The organism is Mesorhizobium sp. LMG 17147, assembly GCF_024297145.1.
In the GTDB taxonomy this organism is placed as follows: domain Bacteria; phylum Pseudomonadota; class Alphaproteobacteria; order Rhizobiales; family Rhizobiaceae; genus Mesorhizobium.
Map to the genome: position 1 here is coordinate 187009 of NZ_JANCTC010000009.1, position 25946 is coordinate 212954.

Consider the following 25946-nt stretch of genomic DNA (forward strand, 5'->3'; position numbering starts at 1 on the left):
AGCCATGCGCCGAAGTTTTCGCCGAACTTTAACACCGCAGAAAAGGCGCCAAGGGTCGCGACAGCCCCCTTCTCCCCGTCACTAAACGGGGAGAAGGCGCCGGCAGGCGGATGAGGGGCGGCGCCATGCTCTCCAGAAAATTCCTGCGCCGAGCGGCCATAGCGGGCATTTCCTTGGCCGGTCTCGCTGCAATTACCGCCGTCGCCCTCTGGCAGCTCGACCGCTCATTTCCGCCGCCGCTGCCGGCTGCCTTGACGGTCTCGACCGAGGTGCAGGACCGAGACGGCCAACTGCTGCGCGCCTTCGCCACGCCGGACGGCTACTGGCGGCTCGCTACCAGCCTGGACCAGGTCGACAAGCAGTTCGTCGACATGCTCGTCACCTATGAGGACAAGCGCTTCTGGGGTCACCAAGGCATCGACGTGCTGGCACTGGCGCGTGCCGCCGGCCAGTTCGCGACCAGCGGCCATATCGTCTCCGGCGGTTCGACGCTCTCGATGCAGCTCGCCCGCCTGATCGAACCACGCGACAGCCGCAGCCTCGGCTCGAAGATCAAGCAGATGCTGCGCGCCCTGCAAATCGAACGGCGGCTTTCCAAGCGCGAGATCCTCGAACGCTATCTGACGCTGGCACCCTATGGCGGCAATCTCGAAGGTGTGCGCGCCGCTTCGCTCGCCTATTTCGGCAAGGAGCCGAAGCGGCTGACGGTCTCGGAGGCCGCCCTGCTCGTCGCCTTGCCGCAATTGCCGGAAAAGCGACGCCCTGATCGCAATCTCGAGATTGCCCACGCTGCCCGCGACAAGGTGCTGACCCGCATGGTCTCGGCAGGCCTGCTCGGCGAACGTGAGGCCGCGCGTGCCGCGCTCGACGATGTGTCGGGGCGGCGGCGCACCTTGCCGGCGCTCGCTGCCCATGCGGCCTATGCAATGTTGCCCAAGGCCATCCCCGGCCAGAAGCTGCAACTGACGATCCGCAAGAGTGTCCAGGAAGGGCTGGAGCAGGTGGCGAAAGATGCAGCCGCCAGGCTCGGCCCTCGCCTCTCGGTGGCCATGGTGCTGGCCGATGCCCGCACCGGCGATATCCTTGGAGAGGTCGGCTCTGCCGATTTCTTCGATGCCACCCGTTCGGGCTGGATCGACATGACCAAAGTCGTTCGCTCGCCTGGCTCGACGCTGAAGCCGTTCATCTACGGCCTCGCCTTCGAACAAGGCCTGGTGGCGCAGGAGATGCTGATCGAGGACAGCCCAGCCGATTTCTCCGGCTACCGGCCGAAGAACTTCGACATGGGCTATCAGGGCGATGTCAGCATCAGGCAGGCGCTGCAATTGTCGCTCAACGTTCCGGCGATCCGCGTGCTCGACGCGGTCGGCCCGGCCCGGCTGATGGCGCGCTTTCGCCAGGCCGATGTGATCCCTGTACTGCCCGTCAACGAGGCGCCTGGCCTGGCAATCGGCCTCGGTGGCGTCGGGATGACACTGCGCGACCTGGTTCAGCTCTATGCCGGCCTTGCCAATGGCGGCAAGGCACACACGCTGCGTGACGGCACCGAGCCGGCGAATGCCGAACGCTCGACCACCACCATCCTCGACGGACAGGCGACCTGGCAGATCACCGACATCCTGTCAGGCGTCAAGCCGCCTCAGGGTGCCGCCCAACGCGGCATCGCTTACAAGACCGGCACCTCCTACGGCTATCGCGACGCCTGGTCGGTCGGCTTTGACGGCCGCTATGTGCTCGGCGTATGGGTCGGCCGCCCCGACGCCGGCGCGGTGCCCGGCCTGTCCGGCTACATCTCGGCGGCGCCCATCCTGTTCGAAGGCTTTGTCCGTTCCGGCCTGGCCGCCGTACCACTGCCAAGCCAGCCGTCCGGCGTCCGGCGTCCGAAACGCGAGGAGCTGCCGGTGACGCTGACGCGCTTCGGCGCCGGCACCGATGGGCTGGTGCAGGCGACGCCGACCGAACCTGCGCCAACCATCATCTTTCCGCCAGACGGCGCCCGCGTCGATCTCGGCACTTCCTCGGCCGATGCCTCGCCGCTGGTTCTCAAGCTGCAGGGCGGCCGCGCACCATTCCGCTGGCTGGCCAACGGCAAGCCGCTGGTCGGCATCGACCGGCGGCGCACCGCGACCTGGCAGCCGGACGGCGCCGGCTATTCGACCCTGACCGTGATCGACGCGGCGGGACGCGCGGCCAGCGTGAAGGTTTTTGTCGAGTGAAAATTTCCCTTGAATAGATTCCGGCAGGTGATTCAGGGGATTGGGGTTTACGCCTTGCTTTCGGCCGCCGGTATTTCCTCGGCCTTTGCTGATACCCTCCCCGCCGGCTTTGTTCGGCTGGCCGACATCGATCCCAGTATCCGGCAGGATATCCGCTATGCCGGCCTCGAAAATTTCCTGCATCGCAAGGTAAGCGGCTACGATGCGCCGGTATGCGTCCTCACTAGGCAAGCGGCGCAAGCGCTTTCGGCAGTGCAGAAAGCGATTGCTGCCGAAGGGCTGACGATGGTCGTGTTCGACTGCTACCGCCCTGCGCGGGCTGTGTCCGACATGAGTGAATGGACAAAAACGGGCGGGCCACCGGACCCGCAATGGTATCCAAAGGTCAAGCGCAAGGATCTCATCGCCAAGGGTTATATCGGCGAACTGTCCACCCATTCGCGCGGATCGACGGTCGATGTCGCGATCGCCCGGGTCAACCATAAAAAACAGGCCGGCCGCACTAGCGCTCCGAAACCGGCCTGCGGCGCGACCGATGCCGACACGCCCGATTTCGGCACCGGTTTCGACTGTTTCGATCCGGCGAGCGAAACGGCTCACCGACCGATAGACAGTGAAGCCGCGGCTAGCCGTAAAAGACTTGTCGAGGCGATGCGCGCCGGCGGCTTCAAGAATTACGCACGCGAATGGTGGCACTTCACGCTGGAAAACGAGCCGTTTCCAAGAGAGCGCTTCAACTTTCCCGTTACCGGCGAATAAGCTGCCGAAACCTCGTTCAGACGAGACACAGCCATTGCCGAAGAGCTGGCCGTCTCTAGTTAATCGCGTCGGGAGCGCGATCATGGTCCATGCGGGAAAATAGTTCCTCGCATCGCCGAAACCAGGCGAAAAATTGCTTCAATGGGCCAAAAAAGGCAACATTGATTGCATCTAAATTCTATCAATTCGGTAGATTTGGCGCGAGTTCAACGGAGGCGGAAATGACCAAACCTCATTTCAGGAAACTGCTCGGCGCACTGGTCGCCACATCCGTCCAGTTCGGCACGCTCGGTTTCGCGTTTGCCGACACCACCATTCTCAACGTGTCCTATGATCCGACGCGTGAGCTCTACAAGCAATTCGATGAGGCCTTCATTGCCCACTGGAAGGCAGAGACAGGCGAGACGGTCACCGTCCAGCAGTCACATGGCGGATCCGGCGCGCAGGCTCGCGCCGTGATCGACGGCCTCGACGCCGACGTGGTGACGCTGGCGCTCGAAGGCGATATCAACGCCATCGTTTCGAAAGCGAAGAAGATCAATCCAGACTGGCGGACGAAATTCGAAAACAATTCGGCGCCCTACACCTCGACCATCATCTTTCTCGTCCGCAAGGGAAACCCCAAGGGCATCCATGACTGGGGCGATCTGGTCAAAGAGGACGTCCAGGTGATCACGCCGAATCCCAAGACCTCCGGTGGCGCGCGCTGGAACTACCTCGCCGCCTGGGCCTATGCCAGCTCCAAGGATGGCGGCGACGAGGCCAAGACCAAGGAATTCGTCGGCAATCTCTATGCGCATGTCCCGGTTCTCGACACCGGTGCGCGCGGCGCCACCGTGACCTTCGCGCAAAAAGGGCTGGGCGACGTGCTGCTCGCCTGGGAAAACGAGGCCTATCTGGCGCTCGATGAGTTCGGCGCCGACAATTTCGATATCGTCTACCCGCCGACCTCGATCCTGGCCGAGCCGCCGGTCGCCGTGGTCGACGCCAATGTCGACGCCAAAGGCACACGCAAAGTTGCCGAAGCCTATCTGAGCTATCTCTATTCCAAGGAGGGCCAGACGATCATCGCCAAGAACCATTATCGCCCTTCGAAGCCCGACCTGGTGCCGGCGGAGGACCTGGCCAAGCTGCCTGAGATCAAGCTGATCACCATCGACGACCCGCTTTTTGGCGGCTGGAAGAAGGCACAGCCTTATCATTTCGGCGATGGTGGTATATTCGACCAGATCTACAAGCCGGCCCAGTAGCATTTAGATCAGGACGACATGACCACAGCACCCGCCAAGGCGGGGTGGCGATTCAGGCAGCCGAGCGTCATTCCGGGTTTCGGGTTGACGCTCGGCTTCTCGCTTGCCTACCTCACCCTCATCATCCTCATTCCCCTGTCCGGGCTGATCTGGCGCTCGGCGGCGCTCGGCTGGACCGACTTCTGGGCGATCGTCACCGACCGCCGCACCATTAACGCGCTTGAGATCAGCTTCGGCACCGCCTTCATTGCCGCCGCTGTCAACGTCGTCTTCGGCACGATCGTCGCGTGGGTACTGGTGCGCTACAGCTTTCCCGGCCGCCGCATCGTCGATGCCATGGTCGACCTGCCCTTCGCGCTGCCGACAGCGGTCGCCGGCATTGCGCTGACCACGCTCTACGCACCGAACGGCTGGATCGGAAGCCTTCTGACGCCGCTCGGCATCAAGGTCGCCTACACGCCGCTTGGCATCGTAATTGCGCTGATCTTCATCGGCCTGCCCTTCGTCGTCCGCACCGTGCAGCCGATCATGGAGGAGATCGACAAGGAGGTAGAGGAAGTGGCCGCCACGCTCGGCGCCAATCGCTTCCAGATCATCAGCCGCGTTCTGCTTCCCGGACTGGCGCCGGCCATCGTCACCGGTTTCGCGCTGGCCTTCGCGCGCGGCGTCGGCGAGTACGGTTCCGTCATCTTCATCGCCGGCAATCTGCCCTATAAATCCGAAATCGCACCGCTTCTGATCGTCATCCGGCTGGAGGAATATAATTACGCGGCGGCGACCGCGATCGCGGCGATCATGCTGGCACTGTCCTTCGTCATGCTGCTGGTCATCAACCTGGTGCAGACCTGGAGCCGCAAGCGCTATGGCTGACCCGGAGATCAAATCCTACGCGCCGCACCATGAAAGCCAGTCGCCGGCGGTGACCGAAAGCCGCACGGCGAGAACCGTGCTGATGGCCGTAACGTTTGCGTTCCTTGCCATCTTCCTGCTCTTGCCGCTGATCATCGTCTTCAAGGAAGCTTTCGCCAAGGGCATCGAGGCCTACACACAGGCGCTAGGCGAACCGGATACGCGCTCGGCGATCCGCCTGACGCTTCTGGTCGCGGCGATCTCGGTGCCGCTCAACATCGTCTTCGGCATTTCCGCCGCCTGGGCCATCGCCAAGTTCGAATTCAAGGGCAAGGCGTTCCTGACCACGCTGATCGACCTGCCCTTTTCCGTCTCGCCGGTCATTTCGGGGCTTGTCTACGTGCTCTTGTTCGGCGCGCAAGGCCTGCTCGGCGCCTGGCTCAAGGCGCATGGCATCGTCATCCTGTTTGCGGTGCCGGGCATCGTGCTGGCCACGATCTTCGTCACCTTCCCCTTCGTCGCCCGCGAGTTGATCCCGCTGATGCAGGAGCAGGGCAATGGCGACGAGGAGGCGGCCCTGTCGCTCGGGGCCAATGGCTGGCAGGCGTTCTGGTACGTGACGTTGCCCAACGTCAAATGGGGATTGCTCTACGGCGTGTTGCTGTGCAATGCCCGCGCCATGGGTGAGTTCGGCGCGGTCTCGGTCGTTTCGGGCCACATACGCGGATTGACCAACACCATGCCGCTGCATGTCGAAATCCTTTATAACGAGTACAATGCCGCCGCCGCCTTTGCCGTCGCTTCGCTGCTTGCCGGCCTGGCGCTCGTCACGCTGGTCTTGAAAACACTTCTCGAGATGCGCTACGGCGCCGAGATCGCCGCGACGCGCGGACACTGACAAAATGCATGTCGCCCAAAAGTGGGAACCGGTTTTGGGATAACGACATGCATCAACTACAAAAGGGATTTGCATGGAAGTTCGCGTTGCCAACGTGCGCAAGGAGTTTGAGCGGTTTCCGGCCCTCCGCGACGTTTCGCTCGACATCAAGTCGGGAGAACTGATCGCTCTGCTGGGACCGTCCGGTTCCGGCAAGACGACGCTGCTCAGGCTGATTGCCGGATTGGAGCGGCCGACCCGCGGAAAGATCTTCTTCGGCGAAGAGGATGCCTCGCAAAAGTCGATCCAGGAACGCAATGTCGGCTTCGTCTTCCAGCACTACGCGCTGTTTCGCCATATGACGGTCGCCGACAATATCGGCTTCGGACTCAAGGTCCGGCACGGGCCGTCGCGCCCGTCGGCGAAGGAAATCCGCCGCCGCGCCTCGGAACTCCTCAACCTCGTTCAGCTCTCCGGTCTGGAAAAACGCTATCCGGCACAGCTTTCGGGCGGCCAGCGCCAGCGCGTGGCGCTGGCCCGCGCCATGGCGATCGAACCGGCCGTGCTTTTGCTCGACGAGCCGTTCGGCGCGCTCGATGCCCAGGTGCGCCGCGAACTGCGCCGCTGGCTGCGCGACATCCACGACGCCACCGGCCACACGACGGTCTTCGTCACCCATGACCAGGAAGAGGCGCTGGAGCTTGCCGACCGCGTCGTGGTGATGAGCCAGGGCCGCATCGAGCAGGTCGGCACCGCCGACGAGATCTACGACACGCCGAACTCGCCCTTCGTCTACGGCTTCATCGGCGAATCGAGCTCGATCCCGGTCAAGGTCGAGGACGGCCAGGTCTGGATCGCCGACCGGCCGATCGGGCTCTCCGCGCCGCATGCACCACAAGGCGAAGCGACGCTGTTCTTCCGCCCGCACGACGTCGATCTGGTGGAAGAGTGCAACGGCTGCATCGCCGGCACGGTCGCCGCCAGCCGCCGCGTCGCCGGGACCAGGCGGGTCGAGCTCGAAATTGGCGGCGAACGTCAGCGGGTCGAGATCGAATTGCCCGTCGACCATCCTGCGGCGCAGAAAAGTCGCGTGGCTTTTCGGCCGCGGCGCTGGAAGCTTTTTCCGGCTGCTTGATCTTCTATCAGGCGCTACGCCAGCCAGTTCTCGACCTTCAGGCCTTTGATCCGGTTGAACGCCCCGGTATTGGCCGTCACCAGGGTAGTTCCCAGCGCACGGGCGTGAGCAGCAATAAAAAGGTCGTTTTGGCCGATGGTCTGGCCCCTGCCTTCCAGTTCTGCGCGAATCGCGCCGTACTCGGCATCCACCGGCACATCGAGCGGCAAGACGGGAATCTCAGCCAGCAATTCCTCGACCTTCTTGTGCAACTTGGCTGATCTTTTCTTGACGCAGCCATATCGCAGTTCCGACGCGACCACGACGCTGGTACACACGGCGGCGTCTCCCACGCGCAGGACAGCGCTTGCGGCTTTCCCGGCCGGATTTCGGATCATGTCGCTGAAAATGTTCGTGTCCAGCATGAACCGCATCAAAAAAATTCCTCGGATTTGACAGGCATATCCTCGACATCGGGAAAGTCTTCCTCGACACCGGGCGGTGGCTCTTTCGCCCATTGCGCGAGCAGTGCGGTGAGGCCAGGCTTGCGGACCGGCTCGATGATCAGGCGGTCGCCTTCACGGCTGATCAAGACCTTTTCGCCGGGAAGTTCGAACTCGACAGGAATGCGCACCGCCTGGCTGCGATTATTACGAAACAGCTTTGCCTCTTTCGGCGGGGTTGTTGAATGGCGGTGTTGAGGCATGACAACAGCTCCTTGTATATACTATTTGTATATGCCAGACAGCGCGGCGATGAAATCGCATTGCACAGCGTTGGCCGGCCGGGACCATCGTACACGCCGACGACATCGGCACCGCTGCCAAGCTGTCCTGAGACTCTGCTTGAGAAAAAAACTAGAAATCGCCCACAGCGGGACTACTTTTTCTCGCGATAACGTCGAGGGGCCGCTCTGCGTGCCTCGTCGCGCACGAGGCCTTACCGCTATGGTCCGGCAATAAGCGTACCGCATTGGAGCCCTGTTTTCATGAAGCGATTTTTGCTTGGCGTCGCCACATTGGCCGGCCTGGTCCTCGCATCCTCCCAAGCCTGGTCGGCCGACAGATTGCTGAACGCCTCTTACGATGTCGGTCGCGAACTGTTTGCGCAGGTCAACAAGGCGTTCGTTGCCGGCCACCCCGGCGTCACCATCGATCAGTCGCATGCCGGAACCTCGGCACAAGCACGCGCCATCGCCGAAGGCCTCGGCGCCGACGTGGTCACGTTCAACCAGGTCATCGACATCGATTTCCTGGTCAAGAAGGGCCTCATCTCCGCCGACTGGCAGAAGGACTTTCCCGACAACGCCTCGCCTTTCTATTCGCTGCCCTCCTTCCTGGTGCGCGCCGGCAATCCGAAGCACATCAAGGATTGGAACGACCTCGTGCGTGACGACGTCCAGGTGATCTTCCCCAATCCGAAAACATCGGGCAATGCGCGCTACACCTATCTCGCGGCCACCGCCTACGCCAAGGAAGCCTTCAAGGGCGACGATGCCAAGGTGAAGGAGTTTGTGACGAAGCTGTTTGACAACGTGCCGATCTTCGACACCGGCGGACGCGCCGCGACCACCACTTTCGTGCAGCGCGAAATCGGCGATGTGCTGATCACCTTCGAGTCTGAAACGCGCGGCGTCCGCAAGGAGTATGGCGAGGACAAATTCGAGCAGGTGACGCCTTCGGTCAGCCTGTTGGCGGAATTTCCGGTGGCGATCGTCGATACGGTCGCAGACGAGCATGGCACGCGCGATCTTGCCAAGACTTATCTCGACTTCCTCTATACGCCGGAGGGCCAGGATATCGCCGCCCGCAACGGCCTGCGGGCCCGCGACCCGGCGGTCGCCGCCAAATACAAGGCTGAGTTTCCCGACGTCCGGCTGCTGACGGTGGAGGAGGTCTTCGGCGGCTGGGCCAAGGTCCAGGCCGAGCATTTTGCAGCGGGCGGCCTGCTCGACCAGACCTACGGCAGCCGCTGAGGTCGCCAACTCGTTGAAAGCTGGCCCTTGCCGGCTGTTCCTCCATTTTGCCCGCCGAAATTGCAGCTTCCGCACCTTCCAGACCGCCCGCCCGCCAAAACGTTACGAAGAATCAACGCGTTTGCGCGCAATATGTCGTCGGGCGGCCTGTCTGCGCGAACAGCATCACACGGCCAAACCGTCATTATTTGCACACAAACAGCCGCCAGATGCGGGTGGTTGGGGCTTTATGGGTTGGTTCGGGCATGCTTACCAAAAAAGGCAAATACGGCCTCAAGGCCCTCGTGCATCTGTCGGGCCTGCCGGTCGGCCAGCTCGCATTCGTCAATGACATCGCGGTCGCCAACAACATCCCGAAGAAATTCCTCGATGCCATCCTGGGCGAGTTGCGCAACGCCGGCTTCGTCCAGAGCCGCAAGGGCAAGGAAGGCGGTTACCGTCTCGCCCGGCCGGCTTCCGAGATCAAGATCGGCCATGTCGTGCGCGTCCTCGACGGGCCGCTGGCGCCGATCCCCTGCGCCAGCCGCACGCAATACCAGCGTTGCGAGGATTGCGACGAGGCGACCTGCCAGGTCCGGCATATGATGCTGGAGGTGCGTCAGGCGATCGCCGAGGTGCTCGACAACCGCAGCCTCGCCGCCATGCGCGACGCCGACAATGACGATTTCCCGGTCGAGCTGACGTCGCAGATCTAGCGCGCGAGCAGGCTCAAGGCGGTCGCGAGGGTGTCGGCGACCGAACGCGTGCCATCCAAGGTCATTGCCGCCTCGTCCGCCGCTGGCGGCTCGAGCGTGGCGAACTGGCTGTCGACCAGGCTTGCCGGCATGAAATGACCCTTGCGACTGCCTACGCGCTGTTTCGCCGTTGCCGGGTCGATCTCCAGGTAAACGAAAATGATATCCGCGCAAAAGCCGCGCAGGCGATCACGATAACTGCGCTTCAGCGCCGAGCAGGCGGCGACGACACCTCGCCCGCTTGCGACCGACGCGGCTATGCGATGGCCGATCGCGTCGAGCCAGCCTTCACGTAGCGCGTCGGTGAGCGGCTGCCCGCTCGCCATGCGCGCGACGTTTTCGGGCGGATGCAGCCTGTCGCCTTCGATAAAGAGAGCGCCCAATGCCGCTGCAAGCGCTTCACCGACGACCGACTTGCCGCAGCCGGCAACGCCCATCACCACGATGGCGGGCGTCGCTCGAACAGTGCTCGCCGGTCTATATGCCACGTCTTTCCCGGTCATGCAGGTCAGCGGCTTGCCGGTGCACGGCCATAGAGCAGCAGCATGGCGACGATGACGACGCCATAGATGATCTGCCGTCCCGCCTCCGGCATCTGCATGACGGAAAGAATGGATTGCAAAAGCGTGATCAGGATCACGCCGGCGACGGTGCCGAGATAGGAACCGCGCCCACCGAGGATCGAGGTGCCGCCGAGCACCACCGCTGCTATCGACGGCAGAAGATAGGCGTCGCCCATCGACTGTGCCGCCTTGGAGGCATAGCCGGCCAAAAGCACGCCGCCGAAGGCGGAGAGCCCGCCCGAAACCGCAAAGGCGATCATCACCACGCGCCTTGTGTCGATGCCGGAAAGATAGGCGGCACGCTCGCGGTTGCCGATGCCATAGACGGTGCGGCCGAAGCCGGTGCGGGTCAGCACGAACACCATTGCGGCGCCGATCAGTGCCCAGATGAGAACGGCGTTAGGCACGCCAGGAACAGCAAAGCCGGTCGCCAGATAGCGCATCGCACCGGTCGCCGAATCCTGCGGCGAGAAACCGCCCGTGTAGACCACCATCAGCCCCTGCGCGACGGCGTTGGTGGCAAGCGTGATGATCATCGAGGGAATGCGCAGATAGGCGACGCCGATGCCGTTGACGACGCCGATCAGAACACCGCAGAAGATGCCGAACGGAATGGCAAGCGCTACACCGACCGGCCCATAAGCGGCCGCGGCGCAGGCCATCATCGCGCCGGCCGCCACCGACCAGGGTACCGACAGGTCGATCTGGCCGAGCAGGATGACCAGCATCATGCCGGTGGCGATGACGCCGAGAAACGACGCCACCTTGAGCTGCTGCAAAAGGTATTCAGGCGACAGGAAGCTGCGCGAATAGAGGCTGCCGAGGAACAGCAGCAGCACGATACAGGCGAACGCCGTCAGTACCGCAGGGTCGGCGCGGCGGAGGAATTTCGGCATGCGGCCGGCGAGACCGCTCACAGTCGTTTCGCTCACAGGAACCACTCCAGCCGGTTGCGGACCCGAAACAGGGCGAAGGCGCCGAGGCTGACCGCGATCAGCAGGATGACGCCCTGGAACAGGGGCTGCCAGAGCGGATCGAAATCGAAGACGAACAGCAGGTCGCCGATGGTGCGGAAGGCAAGCGCGCCGAAGATCGCGCCGATGGCGCTGCCCTTGCCGCCGAACAGCGACACGCCGCCAAGCACGACCGCGGCGATCGAAAACAGCGTATAGGCATTACCGCTGGCATAGGCCGCATCGCCGGTATAGGTGAAGAACGTCAGGAACAGCCCGCCGATCGCGGCCAGCAGCCCGGCAAGCGTATAGGCGGCGAACTTTCCACGCCGGATCGGCACGCCGGACATGTAGGCCGCCATCTCCGAGGAGCCGGCCGCATAAGCGGCGCGGCCGAGCACCGACCGGCTGAACGGCACCCAGACAACGAGCACGACCGCCAGCAGCGTCACCAGGCTCGCCGGCACAATACCAAACAGGCGCCCGGTCAGCGCATCGGCGAGCCCTTCATTGACCGAGCCGCCCGGAAACGGCCGAAGCAGCAGGGCGATGCCGAAATAGACCGCACCGGTGGCAATGGTGGCGACGATCGGCTGCAGGCGTCCATAGATGACGATGGCGCCGTTGATTGCCCCGCACAGCAGCCCGGTGCCGAGCACGGCGATGACGCCGAAGGCGGTCTCGAGACCGGTGCCGACGACCAGCCACGAGGCCAGGCAATTGGTCAGGGTGAAGATCATGCCGACGGAGAGGTCGATGCCGGCGGTGATCACCACCAGCGTCTGCGCCATCGCAACGAAGGCGAGCAGCACGCCCTTGTTCGACGCCGTCTGCACGACATTGGCGGTGAAGCCCGCCGGATGGTTCGAGGTGTAAATGATGAACATGACAACGAAGATGCCGAACGCCAGCAGCGTTCCGCGCTGTTCGGCGAACCAATAGCGCCAATCCTTCACGCGTCCGCTCCTTGCCTTGGCATCTCTTCGTGAATGTTGAGCGCGCTGGCAATCAGCGCCCTCTCGGTGATTTCGGCGCCGACCAGTTCGCGCTTGACCGCGCCGTCATAGAGCACCAACACCCGGTCGCAGCAGCCGATCAGCTCGTCATAGTCGGTCGAATAGAACAGGATCGCCGCACCCTGATCGGCAAGCTTGCGCATCAACTGGTACAGCTCCTGCTTGGTGCCGACATCGATGCCGCGCGTCGGGTCGTTGAGCAGGATGATGCGCGGCTGCCGCATCAGCCATTTGGCGATGACGACCTTCTGCTGGTTGCCGCCGGATAGCGCGCCGACCGGAATATCGAGGCCGGCCGTCTTGATCGCCAGGAGACCGACCATGTCGTCGATCAGCCGCTGCTCGGCGGCGCGATCGATGATGCCGGCACTGGACAGCCGGTCGAGGGCGGCGAAGGAGAGATTTTCGCGCACCGTCATCGGCAGCATCAACCCTTCCGTCTTGCGATCCTCCGGGATCAGCGCCATGCCGATCCGGTCGTCACGCGCCGCGGCCGGACTGGCGATCGCCACCGGCCTGCCGTCGATCAGGATCTGGCCCGACAGGCCACGCAGCACACCGAAGAAGGCGAGCAGCAATTCGCGCTGGCCCTGGCCGTCGAGGCCGCCGAGCCCGACCACCTCGCCCGCCCCGACCGATAGCGAGACATCGTGCAGCCGATCCGTCCAGGACAGGCTGCGCGCCTCCAGAACCGGCGTGTCTGCGGCAGCCGCCCGCGCGGGTTTGGGCGGAAAGATGTGGCTGTATTCGCGCCCGATCATCAGTTCGACGACCTCGTTGTCGCTCTTGGTGCCGGCCGCGTAGCTGGCGACATTGCGGCCATTGCGGAACACCGTGCACTGGTCGGCCAGCTCGGCGATCTCGTTCATGCGGTGCGAGATGTAGAGCAGCGCCAGCCCTTCCGAACGCAGCCGCTTCAACACGGCGAAAACCCTGGCGACGTCGGCCGCGGTCAGCGCCGAGGTCGCCTCGTCGAGGATCAGGATGCGTGGCTTGCGCGCCAGTGCCTTGGCGATCTCGACCATCTGCCTTCGTGAAAGAGGAAGATCCTTGACCAGCGCCAGCGGATGGATATCGGAAGCGCCGGCGCGAGCCAGGGCTTCTTCGGCGATGCGGCGCTGCGCCTTGCGGTCGATCATGCCGAAACGCTTCGGCGGATCGGAAATGACGATGTTGTCGGCAACGCTGAGTTCGGGGACGAGCGACAGTTCCTGGAAGATGCAGACGATGCCGGCCTGGTTGGCAGCGGCCGGCGAAGCGAAGCTCACTTCGTTCCCGTCCAGCATCATGCGGCCCTCGTCGGGCGCGACGACCCCCGCCATGACCTTGATCAGCGTCGATTTGCCGGCGCCGTTCTCGCCGAGGATGGCGTGGATGCTGCCTGGAGTGACCGACAGTTCGGCCTTCTCCAGCGCGCGCACGCCGCCATAGCGCTTGGATATGCCTTCCATGCGGAAGAGCGGAACCGCACCGTCCATCGGCCCTCCCCAGGCGCTTGGCAATCAGGATGTCGAGCGCCGGCGCCGCGGGATCGCCCGCGGCGTCGGGCTGTCGGAGTTTACTGGTTTTCCTTGCTCTGGCCCATGATTTCCTGCGCCGTGAAATTGATGCCGCAGGTCGGGAAGGAATTGCCGACGAAGAAATTGTCGGATTGGTCGGGGAAGTAGTCCTGGCCTTCCTTGAAGTTCGGATCCTCGACGATCGCCAGCGGCAGCTTGATCGATTGCGGCACGACCTGCCCTTCAAGTGCTGCAATCGCCGTCTTGATGGCAACCGCCACCTGAGCCGGGCCGGTGCCGGCCGACGAGCATTTCAGGCCATCAGCGGCGAACTTGGCGCAGAATTTGCGGAAGCCGTTCTCCGTCTCGCCGCCGAACGGCACGAACGGATGCTTGGCATCGATCATCGCCTGCACGATGCCGGTATCGCCGCCCTGTCCGGTAATGCCGTCGAAGGGGCCGTTGGTGGCAATTGCATCGGCCGTAGCCTTTTGCGCAACGCCGTCATCCCACTTGCCGACGACCTCGGTGACATCCCATTTCTTGCCGGAGGCGTCGAGAACCTCGTGGATGCCGTTATGGCGGTCGGTATCGACAGATGTGCCGGCTACGCCACGCACTTCCAGCACCTTGCCGCCATTCGGCACGTGCTTGACCAGCCAGTTGCCCCACAATTCGCCAAGGCCCTTCTGGTCGACATTGACGTTGATGGCATCCTTGGTGTCGAGGATGTTGTCGAAAGCGACCAACACGACGCCGGCTTCCTTGGCCCGCTTGATGACAGGGCCGAATGCGGTCGGGTTCTGGGCGTTGACGACGATCGCATCATAGCCGGAATCGATGAAATTATTGATCGCCGAAATCTGGGCCGGCACGTCTTCGCCGGTCGAGACCACCTTGAATTCCTTGAGCTTGGCCGCGACCTCCGGCTGCGCTGCATAGGCTTTTGCCGTCTGCACCATCTGGATGCGCCACGTGTTGGCGATATAGCCGTTGGCCAGAGCGATGCGGTACGGGCCGTCTTTCTTGGGGAACTTGAAGAACTGCGTATCGGCCGACCAGGGCGCGAAGCAGTCAGGCTCGGCCGATGGCCCCTTGACGATTTCAGGCTCGGCGATCGCCGACGAGCTCAGCATGACAAAAGCAGTGGCGGCAACGATACCGCCAACGAGTGACTTGATCATCGATATTCCTCCCATTTGCAGTTTTGTTTGTTCTTACGTCGATGAAATTGCGCTTTTCCGGTCCGGCACCTCCCGCCGTATCCGCTGTGCGTTCAGGTGGCCGAATGCCGACCCGATCCCCTCCTTCGTTGCCCGGTTAGTCCCGCAAAAACTATCATATTATACATAATAAACAAGCATGAGCTGTCGCTTATGTATAATAAACAGCCTCCCATCTTCTGAGCGATGTACCACCCGGCAATAACTGGTAGCGCTACCATGACGTAGTGTAAAGCGCCATTGCGTTGAAGCTCGCTTCAGCGCGCCGTGCTTTCACGTCGCTTGAGTTCGAAGCCGAGATCGACAACGCGCGACTCCGGCCTGTTGCCCTCGATCGCCGCAAGCGCCATGGCGACAGCCCGCCGGCCGATCTCGTAACGATAGGTCCGAACGCTGGTGACCGACGGAAACGCCACTTCCATCATGTCGAGATCGTTGAAGCCGACGATGCCGATCGTCTTCGGCACGGCGATCGAAGCGCGATGGCATTCGAACAGCACCCCGAGGGCTATGTCGTCATTGTTGCAGAATACGCCGTCCAGGCTCGGCACCTTGGCCAGCGCGTCGCGGAACAATTCGCGGCCGAGGGTGACGCTGGAGGGCACCGGCGTGGTGGTGGTAAGCCGCGCATCGAACAGGCCGGCCGCCTCCATCGCCGCGCGATAGCCGGCCAAGCGCCGCTGCGAACGCGGATCCATGCGCGCCCCGATGAAGCCGATCCGCCGATAGCCTGCCTCGATCAGATGTTCGGCTGCCGCCTTGCCGCCCTCGAAATGTGAGAAACCGACCATCATGTCTACCGGATCGGGCCCGGTCTCCATTACCTGCACCACCGGACAGCCTGCCGTTTCCAGCAGTTTTCGCGACGCCGGCGTCTGGTCGATGCCGGCCACGATCAGCGCCGCCGGGCGTTGCGGGCCAAACACCTGCAGCAGCCGCTCTTCCTCGAGGCCGGAATAGTGAGTGTTGCCAAGCTGGATCCGGAAAGGGCCGTCCGACAGGCTGTCGTAGATGCCGCGCACCACTTCGGCAAAGACGTTGTTGGTAAGCGACGGCACCAGAACGCCAAAGACCTCGGCGCGCGCCGAAGCCAGCGCCCGCGCATTCGGGTCGGGCACATAGCCGAGCTCATTCACGGCGGACTCGATCTGGCGGCGCAGATCTTCCGAGACACGCCCCGGCTCACGCAAGGCGCGCGATACGGTAATGGCGCCGACCCCGGCCTTGCGCGCGACGTCGGCGATGGTCGGGCGGCCGCCGCCGCGGCGCGAGCGCGGCTTGATCACCGCATGGGTCCCGAGGCCGGGCAACCGCCCAGATGCGACCGTGAGACGATGTTCAGCGTCTTTGCCACTGCTGCCTGCCAATCTGGCCCGTTGCCACACCTGTCTGGCGTCGCGCAGCCTTCGGCTATTGTCAAGCGACGGACGGAGAGGCTGTACCCGTACCGCCGTGCTTCAGGCCGTCACAGCAGCGCTGCGCCGGGCCTTCCACAACAGCAGCACCATGGCCAAAATGTTCAGCAGGTTCCAGGCGATGCCGTTGAGGAACGCGGCGGCATAGGAACCGGTCAAATCATAGATCCAGCCCGACATCCAGCCGCCGATCGCCATGCCGAAAATGGTCGCCATCATGACGATGCCGACGCGCTGGCCAGCCTCTTTGGCTGGCATATATTCTCGCACGATGATCGCATAACAGGGCACGATGCCGCCCTGCGACAGGCCGAAGACCAGCGAGACGACATAGAGCGAGGCAAGCCCGTCGAACGGGATATAGAACAACAGCGACAGGCATTGCAGCACCGAGCCGATCAGCAGGGTTTTCACGCCACCGATGCGATCGGCAAGGAAGCCCGAGCCTAGCCGGCTGACGACGCCCGCCGCCAGCATGATCGACAGCATATCGGCGCCATGTGCCACGCCGTAGCCGAGATCCATGCAGTAGGCGACGATATGCACTTGCGGCATCGACATCGCCACGCAGCAGCCGAGCCCGGCGACGATGAGCAGTGCCTGCAAGGCCGCCGGCGACAGTGAGATCGGCTGCACCACGCGGCTCCCCGGCGATCCCGGAGCCGCCTGGGGCGGTGCGCCGCGCCGGAGCAGCAGGATCAGCGGCACCATGATGACCAGGCAGACGGCGCCGATCGCGGCATAGGTGAAGCGCCAGCCTTGCGCCTGCATGACATAGGGCATCGCCGTCGGCCAGATCGCTCCGGCGAGATAGTTGCCGGACGCGGCAGCCGTCACCGCAACGCCGCGGCGCCGGTTGAACCAGTGCGAGATGTCGGCAATCAGCGGCCCGAAGATTGCCGACGAGCCGACGCCGATCAACAGGCCCTGGACGAGGGTGAACTGCAGGATCGAACTGGTCAGCGACGCCAACAGGAAACCGGCGCCAAGTGTAATCGCGGCAATCAGCGCCGGCACCCAATACCCCATGCGGTCGATGGCGCGGCCGACCAGCACATTGCCGGCGGCAAAGCCTACCATCGTCGCCGTGTAGGGCATCGAGGCAGCGGCGCGATCGACGCCGAATTCTGCCTGCACGGCGGGCAGCACCACGACCACAGCCCACATGCCGACCCCGCCAATCGTTGCCAGCAGCATCGAGATGCCGAGACGTATCCAGGCATAGGCACTGTCGATGCCGGAACTTTCTGCCTGGCTTGAGACGATTGGGGTCAAGAGCGTTTCCTGTCCGCAGTTCTTGAATCGGCGGTTCAGACCACTATCGGCGCATTCGCGTCGCCGAGCAGCGCCACGATGGGCAAATCCGTGGCTCCAGGGGATTTCGGGCCGAAGTGGAACAGCGGCCCACCATGGGGCGTTTTCCCGGCAACGACCTAGTTGAAGGAGTTTGCCATGACCGCGCAACGGAAATGGTCCGCCGACGTCACCGAGCATAGCGACGCGCTGGACCTCGAGGAACACATCTTCGAATCGCACGATCCAAGGAAGATCGCCGCCTCGCTGAAGCGGTCGGCCGAGCGCAGCGACCGACGCAAGGCAGGGCCGTTTCAATCGGCCATGTCGATGCTGAATTTTTACATCAACCGCGCCGGCAAGAACCTGCCGGCGGCGCAGAAGAAAGTTCTGGAGGACGCTAAAGATGAACTGCGCGTCCTTTTTGGCCGCCCAAAGGAAGACTAGAATCGCTCACATCGATTGGTTCTGCCAAATTCGGCCGAACTGGACCTAGTGATGGGTCCTCTTTGCCGCCAGTCTGCAGGCTCGGCTTGTAGTCCCAAGCCTGCAAAAGTCTGGCGCCATGACGGTCAAGATCGGCATCAATCCCATCACCTGGAGCAATGACGACGTTCCGGCGCTTGGCGGGAATACGCCCCTGGAGACCTGCCTGTCGGAAACGGCGCAGGCCGGCTACCGCGGCACCGAGCTCGGCGGCAAATTTCCGCGCCAGGCCGAAGTGCTTGGGCCGCTCCTGTGTTCCTATGGCCTGGAACTCGTCTCCGGCTGGTATGATGGCCGCATTCTCGACCGCACGGTCGACGAGGAATTCGCGGCGATCACTCCGCATCTGAAGCTGCTGCGCGATCTCGGCGCCAGGATCGTCGTCTATGCCGACACCTCGCGTGGTCGCCATGACGGTATTTTCGCACCGATCTCCGAGCGTCCGCGCCTCGCCGACAGCGACTGGCCGTCCTATGGCGAGAAACTTACCGCCCTCGCCGACCGCATGGCCGCATTCGGGGTCGGCATGGCCTTCCACCACCACATGGGCACCATTGTCGAGACGGACGATGAAGTCGACAGGCTGATGGCGGCGACGGGCCGAAGAGTCGGCCTGTTGTTCGATACCGGCCACTGCCTGTTTTCGGGCGGCGACCCGCAATCGCTGCTGCAACGGCAGCTCGACCGTATCGTGCATTTCCATTGCAAGGATGTTCGCAGGGCGGTGCTGGAACGGGCACGCCGCGAGGACATGAGCTTCATGGCGGCGGTAATGGACGGCATTTTTACCGTGCCCGGCGACGGCTCGGTCGATTTCCTGTCGTTGCTTAAACCCCTCGCCGCGCGCGGCTATGAAGGTTGGATCGTTGTCGAAGCCGAGCAGAACCCGGCCAAGGCGCACCCGCTGACCTATGCCAGCAAAGGCTATGTCTCGCTGCTCGCCACCGCCCGCGAAGCCGGCTTCGAAGTGGCGACGCGGCAGGCAGACTGACCGGACCGCATTGCGAGCCGGAGGAACATAATGGGCGCGCGCCTCGATGGGGTTAGCGACGCGAAAGCGCCCGGCGATCCGCGCCGCCTTGCTCCCTGTGCGGCGCGGATCGCAGAAATCCCGGCTCTGGATTTCAAACCGCGACTTTCAAGCTTGAGGCCGGCCGGAGCCCGTGTCTTGATGCAACCGAGGAGGAGCGACATGGCTTTCGAAGCTGCGCTTGGCATGGAACGGCTTTGCACCATCCGGGAGATCGCCGAGAAGGCGGAACTTGGCACCGCCACTGTGCATCGCGCGCTGAAGAACAGCCGCGAGGTCCGCCCCGAAACCAGGCGACTGGTGCTTGATACCGTCTGTCGGCTCAACGAGGAAAAGATCGCCCGCGCTGCCCGGTTCGTCGGGGGATAGTGCCGTGGCCGACCACATGCGCCTTTCCCTCGACATCATGTCGGTCGACCGCGCTTCGGAAGAACCGATGCATCGTCAGATCTACGGCGCCTTGCGACGCTTCATCCTTGACGGCCAGATCCCGCAGAACACGCTGCTGCCGTCGACCCGCTCGCTGGCCGAAGATCTGAAGGTCGGGCGCAACACGGTCATCGCCGCCTATGACCAGCTCCTTGCCGAAGGTTTTATCGAGGCGCGTGCCGGATCGGGCACTTGGGTGGCGCCGATCCAGCAGAACCGTCCCTTGGCATCCCTGCGCGCCGGACTGGCAGCGCCGCAAAAACTGTCGCGGCGCGGTCAGACCATCGTCAACGGCCCGCAACCGCCGCGCAATGCCGGCGTCATCAATTTCCATCCGGGCGTGCCTGAAACGGCATCGTTTCCGTTCACGATCTGGTCGAGCCTTCTGGTGCGCAACGCACGCAGCCGCGACGAGAGCCTGCTGGGTTATCTCTCCTTTGCCGGCCACCCCGGCCTGCGTCAGGCTATTGCCTCGACCATCGGCCTGTCGCGCGGCATCAGCTGCACCGCCGACCAGGTGATCATCGTCACCGGTGCGCAGGCAGCGCTCGATCTCGTCTCGCGCGTGCTGATGGACGAAGGCGACCATGTCTGGATGGAAGAGCCCGGCTATCTCGGCGCCAAGAGCGCCTTTCTCGCCAGCGGCGCCAAATTAGCACCATTGAAGGTCGACCGGCGCGGCTGGCATCTTGCCGATCCGGAGCTGCCGCCGCCGCGGCTGATCTATGTGACGCCATCCTGCCAATGGCCGTTCGGCACCATCATGCGCATCGAGGAGCGCCTGCAACTGCTCGACATCGCCGAGCGCAACCGCGCCTGGATAGTCGAGGATGACTATGACGGCGAATACCGGTTCCGCGGCCGGCCGGTACCGGCGCTGCGCGGGCTCGACCATGCCGACCGCGTCGTCTACATCGGCAGCTTCGGCAAGACGCTGATCCCGGCGCTGCGCATCGGCTATCTGATCGTGCCGCGCGAACTGTCGGTGCCGTTCGACCGGGCGGTGAGCATCACCGGCCAGTTCGCGCCGCTGATCCTGCAGGCAACGGTCAACGACTTCATCGCGCAAGGCTATTTCGCCACGCACCTCAAGCGCATGCGCCGGCTCTATGCCCGCCGGCAGGCGAACTTCGTCAAGCTGTGCCAGGAGCATCTGGCCGAATGGCTGACCGTCACGGAAAACGATTCCGGCATGCAGCTGCTGGCGAGCTTCGTCAGGCCCTACAAGGACAGTGACGTGGTTGCCGCCGCCCTCAAGGAGGGGCTCGACGTCCAGGGCATCTCGATCAACTACCACTCTACTGAACCCGAGCACGGCCTGCTGCTCGGCTATGCGGCGATGGACGAACGCCAAATCCTGCGCGCCGTGCTGGCGCTGCGCGCCGCGTTCCTAAGGTTGGACAGAAGCTAGGGCAAGCGCGTCATCTCATTCACCGCGGTTGCAACAGTCGCCCGAGGCGATTAGAAATGCGGCATCGGTCCTGGTCCTTCGCCGCGTTCACGCAAGGAGCCACTCACAAGGCCGAACTCCCCGAAAACCTGAAGCATGCCACCGCCGCTATGGCCCGGCGGCGCTTTCATCTGAACCATGAGGATTGCCATGAGAACCGCATCCTGTGCCTGCGGGCAGCTGAGGATCTCGTGTAACGAAGAGCCGCAACTGGTTGCACAGTGCCACTGCCTCGATTGCCAGAAGCGAACCGGCAGCACGTACGGCGTCGCAGCCTTCTTTGCGCGCGACAAGGTAGAAGCCGAAGGCGACGCCAGCACCTACAGGCGATCGGCTCGGAGCGGCCATCACGTCACTTTCCATTTCTGCCCGGGCTGCGGTTCGAGCGTCTTCTGGGAGCCCGAGCGAAAGCCTGAATGGATCGCCGTCGCGGTCGGCTGCTTCGCCGATCCCGCCTTTCCGGCTCCGGCGCATGTTGGGTGGGAAGAACGGCGCCATCCCTGGGTTTCCGGTTAGCGACGCCAACCCGCCAGGGCAGCGCTTTATCCTACTGGTTGATCTCGGGTTCAACGAGCTTCGCCAGATTTCGCAGCGACTCCTGCCAGCCGAGATAGCAGGCCTCGACCGGGATGGCGTCTGGAATACCTGCCTGCGTGATATTCACCTCGGTGCCGACCGACACTTTCTTCAATGTCACGGTCACCTCGATCTCGCCGGCCAGGTTGGGGTCGTCGAACCGGTCGGTGTAACGCAGTTGCTCGTTGGGCACGAGCTCGACATATTCGCCGCCGAACGAGTGGCTGTCGCCGGTGGTGAAGTTGCGGAAGGACATTTTGAACGTACCGCCGACTTTCGCCTCGAAGTGATGAACCGTGCAGGTGAAGCCGTTCGGCGGAAGCCATTTCGCAAGTGCATCCGCTTCGAGGAACGCGCGGTAGACTTTCTCCGGGCTTGTTGTCAGAACGCGGTGCAGCCGTACGGTGCCGGGCATATCGTTAATCCTCCGTGTTGGTGATCGATGCCCCGTAGGACGAGCGGAGCCCGGCCTATCCGACACGGGCCCGCGGATTTTTGGCGGCCGGTTATGCCGGCTGGAAACCTCGCCCGGCCACCGGAGAATTCGACCGCAGGGTAGCAAACCGCGCCGGATCTGGTCTAGTTCACACTGTCGAACTTCTGCAGATCAACCGGTGCCGCCTTGCGCAATTCGACATCATCGAGCGAAGCATTCTCCAGCGCCACCCGCGCCGCCGCGTCGATGTTGTGGATCATGTCCTGAATGTCGCTGTCGCTGTGCGCCGGGTTCATGGCGACCATCACGGTGCGGTTGAGGATGTCGAGCGAGCGCTTGCCGAGGTCGTCGGGATAATCCAGCCGCAGGCCCTGGTTCTCGGGCAGTGCGTAAGGATTGAGCGCCGGATGATGCGCCCCTTCATGCATCAGCACCTGGTCCCACTGGGTGAAATTGTGACGGCCGGTCTTGCCGGCAACGACGCTCGGAATGGTCCTCGAAAAAGTCTGCGCCGCCTGCTCGCTCGGCAGCAGGTACATCACCTGTGCGGCGCAGTCGTCGTCCGCGCTGTTCATCGGCGACGGCGTCAGCCCAAGATTGCTAAGGTGGCGGGTACCGGCCAGCACCGTCTTCTTCTCGGCCCGCATCGCCTCGATGATGCCGTCCAGCCGGTCGAGCTGGACATTGAGCATCGCCCCCATCAGTTCGGAAGCACGCGCGCCGATGCCGGCGAAGGGTTTGATGCTGTCGCTTCTGCCCTGCCAGTAGAAATGGCAAGGGTCGATGGCGCAGCGCGCCCGCTCCGCCACTTTCGGATCGCTGGTGGCGATACCGCCGCCCTCGCCCGAGGTCATGTTCTTGAAGTAGTTGAAGGAATAGGCGCCGGCATGGCCGATCGAGCCGAGCTTGCGGCCCTCATAGCCGCCGCCGATGCCTTGGCAGACATCCTCCAGCACCAGCAGTCCGCGCTTGGCCGCAATGTCCATGATCGCATTCATGTTGCAGGCCGCGCCCCACATATGCACCGGGATGACCGCCCTGGTGCGCGGCCCGATGGCGTCCCGCAAGGCGATGGGATCGATGGTCAGGCTCTCGTCGATGTCGACGATGACGGGAATGGCCCCGACCGAAAGCACCGCCGTCGCGGTCGCCATATAGGTGTGAGCCGGCACCAGCACTTCGTCCCCCGGACCGATGCCGAGGCCGATCAGGCCGGCGGCGAGCCCGTAGGTGCCGCTGGCGGCCAGCGCGAAATGCTCGACGCCAAGATGCTGCGCATAGCGGGCCTCGAAGCGGTCGCATTCGCTGTCCTTGCCGTAACGAAACAGCGCGCCCGAGCGGATCACCCTGGCAATGGCTTCGATTTCCTCTTCGCCGGCGGTGTACATGACAGGCCTCCAAGTCATTTGGTAATGTGGGTCGCTCGATGGTGTGGACAGCTGTAGGCCTGTCGGCACAGTTTGAAAGAACCACTCCGCCGCTATTCGACCAAGCCATCTGCGCCCGGACGACGGTTCCTATGAGTGGTTTTGAACCCTGATTGGGGAAATCGGCAGCTAAGTGTCGCAGCCGGCAGGCAAATCGTATCCATCCGAATTCGCCAAAGTGGCCCTGTCGGAAAGCCGGGTTTCGGCGTTCCATTCCGGCCAGTTGGGCAAACGGTTGGTTCCATGAAATACGGGACACACTTTGGAAGACCCTCGAAACCGGTGTGTCGGCGGGAAGGCGGCCATTCGTGAACGCCGCCGGCTCCAGCAAACGGATCGTGCTCCACGAGGACGATGTCGGCATGTGCCACGGCGCCAACAGCGCCTTCCTCGAATTGAGCGGGCTGGGTGTGTGCAGTTCCGGCGCGGTGATGGTGCCGTGCCCCTGGTTCCTCGAAATGGCCGAAGGCGCCGCCGCCAACCCCAGCCTTGACCTTGGCGTCCACCTGACGCTGAACAGCGAGAAGCAGCATTACAAATGGCGGCCCTTGACCGCGCCGTCGCGGGCGGCCGGCCTGACCGACGAGTTCGGCTTCTTCTGGCCAGATGTGGCGACCACGCGCCGCAAGGCGGTGCCGCAGGCGGTCGAGGCCGAGCTTCGCGCCCAGATCGACACCGCCTATCGCGCCGGCATCGACGTTACCCATCTCGACGCGCATATGGGCGCGGCATTGTCGCCGGAATTTTGCGACATCTACATCAAGCTCGGGCTGGAATATCAGCTGCCCGTGCTGCTGACCAAGACGCTGTCCGCCTATTCCCCCAACGACAATCTGGTCGGCGTCACCGAGGAGGCGTTCCAGCGCGGCGTGGCGCTGGCCCGCGCCGGCGGCTTTGCCATTTTCGACGCCGCGATCCAGACAACCTGGGGCCGGCCGCGTTCCAGGCCGATCGAGCCCGCTTACAAAGCGCTCATCGAGGGTGTGCGCGAGGGCCTGACCTTCTTTTGCCTGCATTGCAACGCGCCGGGTGAACTCGAGCTGATCGAGCCGCGCTCAGCCTATATCCGCACCGAAGAGTACGAGCTGTTCCGCGACCAGGGCTTTCGCGACTGGCTCGCCGCCCAGCCGATCGACGTCATCGGCATGAAGCCGCTGCGCGAGGAGCTTCGCGCCACGCTCTCGGCCCGGCGATCATCGACAACGGCCAGCGGCAGCAACGCGGGCGAACAGCGATTGGCGTCGGCAAAGGCCCGCAAAGCGGCCACCCGATCCGCGACGTGAGCCGATCGTCGCGGCCGGAAAACGGCGCCAGAGGGATTGGAACTGCAACGACAAATGGGAGAATAAGATGAAAACTCTTCTGAAAACGGCGGTTGGCGCCTTCCTCTCGGCGGGCCTGATGACAGGCATTGCGTATGCCGCGGGCCTCAAGGATCCGAAGGACGTCCGCATCACCTTCGTGGTGCACGGGTCGGCGTCCGATCCCTATTGGTCGGTGGTCAAGCGCGGCGTCGATGACGCGGCCGCCCTCACCGGCGCCAAGGTCGAATATTACGCGCCGCAGGTCTTCGACGTTGTCGAGCAGGCCCGGCTTCTCGACGCCGCCATCGCCACCAAGCCGGACGGCATCGCCGTCTCCATCGCCGACGCCAATGCACTCGGCAAATCGGTCAAATCCGGGCTTGCCGCCAATATTCCCATGGTGGTTCTGGATTCCGGCGAAAAGGAAGGCGCCGAGCTCGGCACGACGCTCTATGTCGGCACCGTTTCCGAATATGACTCCGGCAAGAAGGCCGGCGAGCGGCTGGCCAAGGAAGGCACGCTGAAGGTCGTTTGCATCAATCACGAGGTCGGCAATGTCAGCCTCGACCAGCGCTGCCAGGGCCTCAATGACGGGCTGAAGCCATCCGGCGGCGGCACCGAGGTCCTAGCCGTAGCGCCCGATCCCGCAGACATCCAGCGCCGCACGGAAGCCTATCTGTCGGCACATCCCGACACGCAGGCCGTCTTCGCGCTTGGCGCCACTGCCGCCAACCCGCTGATCCCGATGTTCCGCGACAAGGAACTGTTCGGCAAGCTCAAGCTCTATACCTTCGACATCAGCCCGGAGGTTCTCGACTCTGTCGTCGCCGGCGAAATGGGCTTCGGCATGGACGCCCAGCAATATCTGATGGGCTATCTGCCGGTGATCTACCTGGTCGAGCAGGCGACGCACGGCTTCTGGCCGCAGAACAACGCCTATACCGGACCGCTGTTCATCGATACGCCGGAAAAAGCCAAGGCGATCCTGGCGCTAGCCAAAGAGGGCATCCGCTAATGCATGTCGCGCAAAAGTGTGCAGCGGTTTTGCGGTAACGACATGCATCAAAATTTA

The 25946-nt window shown here is 63.4% G+C and carries 26 protein-coding genes; 15 read left to right on the plus strand and 11 right to left on the minus strand.

Features of this window, described 5'->3' with window-relative positions:
- Window positions 1–125: 125 nt before the first annotated feature.
- From pbpC to NMG46_RS18635, 6 genes are all read left to right on the plus strand, one after another.
- Window positions 126–2216, plus strand: a complete 2091-nt coding sequence (gene pbpC, locus NMG46_RS18610) for a penicillin-binding protein 1C (RefSeq protein WP_254819063.1) — start codon at window positions 126–128, stop codon at window positions 2214–2216.
- A gap of 54 nt (window positions 2217–2270) precedes the next feature.
- On the plus strand, window positions 2271–2975 hold the full coding sequence (locus NMG46_RS18615; protein WP_254819064.1) for a M15 family metallopeptidase: 705 nt from the start codon (window positions 2271–2273) through the stop codon (window positions 2973–2975).
- A 221-nt stretch (window positions 2976–3196) separates the two neighbouring features.
- Complete coding sequence (locus tag NMG46_RS18620) at window positions 3197–4225, plus strand: sulfate ABC transporter substrate-binding protein (protein ID WP_254819065.1); 1029 nt, start codon at window positions 3197–3199, stop codon at window positions 4223–4225.
- Window positions 4226–4243: 18 nt separating this feature from the next.
- A complete protein-coding gene (gene cysT, locus NMG46_RS18625; protein WP_023720880.1) occupies window positions 4244–5095 on the plus strand; it encodes a sulfate ABC transporter permease subunit CysT in 852 nt (283 codons plus the stop codon).
- Complete coding sequence (cysW, locus tag NMG46_RS18630; RefSeq protein WP_254819066.1) at window positions 5088–5972, plus strand: sulfate ABC transporter permease subunit CysW; 885 nt, start codon at window positions 5088–5090, stop codon at window positions 5970–5972. The genes cysT and cysW overlap by 8 nt, the downstream gene beginning before the upstream one ends.
- A 73-nt stretch (window positions 5973–6045) precedes the next feature.
- A complete protein-coding gene (locus NMG46_RS18635) occupies window positions 6046–7086 on the plus strand; it encodes a sulfate/molybdate ABC transporter ATP-binding protein (RefSeq protein ID WP_254819067.1) in 1041 nt (346 codons plus the stop codon).
- 14 nt (window positions 7087–7100) lie between these two features.
- Here the strand turns inward: NMG46_RS18635 and NMG46_RS18640 are convergent, their stop codons facing one another.
- Window positions 7101–7502: a type II toxin-antitoxin system VapC family toxin gene (locus NMG46_RS18640; RefSeq protein ID WP_254819068.1), complete on the minus strand. Its 402-nt coding sequence runs from the start codon at window positions 7500–7502 to the stop codon at window positions 7101–7103.
- Window positions 7499–7771 carry an antitoxin gene (locus tag NMG46_RS18645; RefSeq protein WP_254819069.1) on the minus strand — a complete coding sequence of 91 codons (273 nt, stop codon included), beginning with the start codon at window positions 7769–7771 and terminating at the stop codon, window positions 7499–7501. Before NMG46_RS18645 ends, NMG46_RS18640 begins: the two co-directional genes overlap by 4 nt.
- A gap of 282 nt (window positions 7772–8053) precedes the next feature.
- On the opposite strand from NMG46_RS18645, the gene NMG46_RS18650 reads away from it, so the two are divergent.
- Window positions 8054–9040, plus strand: a complete 987-nt coding sequence (locus NMG46_RS18650) for a sulfate ABC transporter substrate-binding protein (RefSeq protein WP_254819070.1) — start codon at window positions 8054–8056, stop codon at window positions 9038–9040.
- Window positions 9041–9285: 245 nt separating this feature from the next.
- Complete coding sequence (locus NMG46_RS18655) at window positions 9286–9735, plus strand: Rrf2 family transcriptional regulator (RefSeq protein WP_006202816.1); 450 nt, start codon at window positions 9286–9288, stop codon at window positions 9733–9735.
- Here NMG46_RS18655 and NMG46_RS18660 read toward each other — a convergent pair.
- The 7 genes from NMG46_RS18660 to NMG46_RS18690 all read right to left on the minus strand — a co-directional run bounded on the left by NMG46_RS18660 (window position 9732) and on the right by NMG46_RS18690 (window position 17718).
- Complete coding sequence (locus tag NMG46_RS18660) at window positions 9732–10277, minus strand: gluconokinase (RefSeq protein ID WP_254819071.1); 546 nt, start codon at window positions 10275–10277, stop codon at window positions 9732–9734. The genes NMG46_RS18655 and NMG46_RS18660 overlap by 4 nt on opposite strands.
- 5 nt (window positions 10278–10282) lie before the next feature.
- Window positions 10283–11269, minus strand: a complete 987-nt coding sequence (locus tag NMG46_RS18665; RefSeq protein ID WP_254819072.1) for an ABC transporter permease — start codon at window positions 11267–11269, stop codon at window positions 10283–10285.
- Window positions 11266–12246, minus strand: coding sequence for an ABC transporter permease (locus NMG46_RS18670; RefSeq protein WP_254819073.1), 981 nt, complete (start codon window positions 12244–12246; stop codon window positions 11266–11268). The genes NMG46_RS18665 and NMG46_RS18670 overlap by 4 nt, the downstream gene beginning before the upstream one ends.
- Window positions 12243–13784 (minus strand): sugar ABC transporter ATP-binding protein, encoded by a 1542-nt coding sequence (locus NMG46_RS18675; protein WP_254819074.1) that lies wholly within the window; start codon window positions 13782–13784, stop codon window positions 12243–12245. The genes NMG46_RS18670 and NMG46_RS18675 overlap by 4 nt, the downstream gene beginning before the upstream one ends.
- An 80-nt stretch (window positions 13785–13864) precedes the next feature.
- On the minus strand, window positions 13865–14989 hold the full coding sequence (locus tag NMG46_RS18680) for a sugar ABC transporter substrate-binding protein (protein WP_254819075.1): 1125 nt from the start codon (window positions 14987–14989) through the stop codon (window positions 13865–13867).
- Between the two features lie 296 nt (window positions 14990–15285).
- Window positions 15286–16314: a LacI family DNA-binding transcriptional regulator gene (locus NMG46_RS18685; protein WP_254819076.1), complete on the minus strand. Its 1029-nt coding sequence runs from the start codon at window positions 16312–16314 to the stop codon at window positions 15286–15288.
- Between the two features lie 171 nt (window positions 16315–16485).
- Window positions 16486–17718 (minus strand): MFS transporter, encoded by a 1233-nt coding sequence (locus NMG46_RS18690; protein WP_254819077.1) that lies wholly within the window; start codon window positions 17716–17718, stop codon window positions 16486–16488.
- Window positions 17719–17895: 177 nt separating this feature from the next.
- On the opposite strand from NMG46_RS18690, the gene NMG46_RS18695 reads away from it, so the two are divergent.
- From NMG46_RS18695 to NMG46_RS18715, 5 genes are all read left to right on the plus strand, one after another.
- The gene (locus tag NMG46_RS18695; RefSeq protein ID WP_254819078.1) at window positions 17896–18183 is read left to right on the plus strand and encodes a DUF3175 domain-containing protein; all 288 of its coding nucleotides are present in this window, start codon (window positions 17896–17898) and stop codon (window positions 18181–18183) included.
- A gap of 118 nt (window positions 18184–18301) precedes the next feature.
- Window positions 18302–19213, plus strand: a complete 912-nt coding sequence (gene iolE, locus NMG46_RS18700) for a myo-inosose-2 dehydratase (RefSeq protein WP_254819079.1) — start codon at window positions 18302–18304, stop codon at window positions 19211–19213.
- Between the two features lie 201 nt (window positions 19214–19414).
- Window positions 19415–19621, plus strand: coding sequence for a LacI family DNA-binding transcriptional regulator (locus NMG46_RS18705; protein WP_254819080.1), 207 nt, complete (start codon window positions 19415–19417; stop codon window positions 19619–19621).
- A gap of 4 nt (window positions 19622–19625) precedes the next feature.
- A complete protein-coding gene (locus tag NMG46_RS18710) occupies window positions 19626–21092 on the plus strand; it encodes a PLP-dependent aminotransferase family protein (RefSeq protein WP_254819081.1) in 1467 nt (488 codons plus the stop codon).
- Window positions 21093–21281: 189 nt separating this feature from the next.
- On the plus strand, window positions 21282–21647 hold the full coding sequence (locus NMG46_RS18715) for a GFA family protein (protein WP_254819082.1): 366 nt from the start codon (window positions 21282–21284) through the stop codon (window positions 21645–21647).
- A 31-nt stretch (window positions 21648–21678) separates the two neighbouring features.
- Here the strand turns inward: NMG46_RS18715 and NMG46_RS18720 are convergent, their stop codons facing one another.
- Together NMG46_RS18720 and NMG46_RS18725 are read right to left on the minus strand one after the other, a co-directional pair.
- Entirely contained in the window at window positions 21679–22122 is a 444-nt protein-coding gene (locus NMG46_RS18720; protein ID WP_023675820.1) for an SRPBCC family protein, read from the minus strand.
- Window positions 22123–22286: 164 nt separating this feature from the next.
- Window positions 22287–23531 carry a DegT/DnrJ/EryC1/StrS aminotransferase family protein gene (locus NMG46_RS18725; RefSeq protein ID WP_254819083.1) on the minus strand — a complete coding sequence of 415 codons (1245 nt, stop codon included), beginning with the start codon at window positions 23529–23531 and terminating at the stop codon, window positions 22287–22289.
- Window positions 23532–23878: 347 nt separating this feature from the next.
- Here NMG46_RS18725 and NMG46_RS18730 point away from each other — a divergent pair, with 347 nt between their 5' ends.
- Together NMG46_RS18730 and NMG46_RS18735 are read left to right on the plus strand one after the other, a co-directional pair.
- On the plus strand, window positions 23879–24853 hold the full coding sequence (locus NMG46_RS18730; protein ID WP_254819084.1) for a polysaccharide deacetylase family protein: 975 nt from the start codon (window positions 23879–23881) through the stop codon (window positions 24851–24853).
- 67 nt (window positions 24854–24920) lie between these two features.
- Window positions 24921–25889 carry a sugar ABC transporter substrate-binding protein gene (locus tag NMG46_RS18735; RefSeq protein WP_254819085.1) on the plus strand — a complete coding sequence of 323 codons (969 nt, stop codon included), beginning with the start codon at window positions 24921–24923 and terminating at the stop codon, window positions 25887–25889.
- Window positions 25890–25946: the final 57 nt, after the last annotated feature.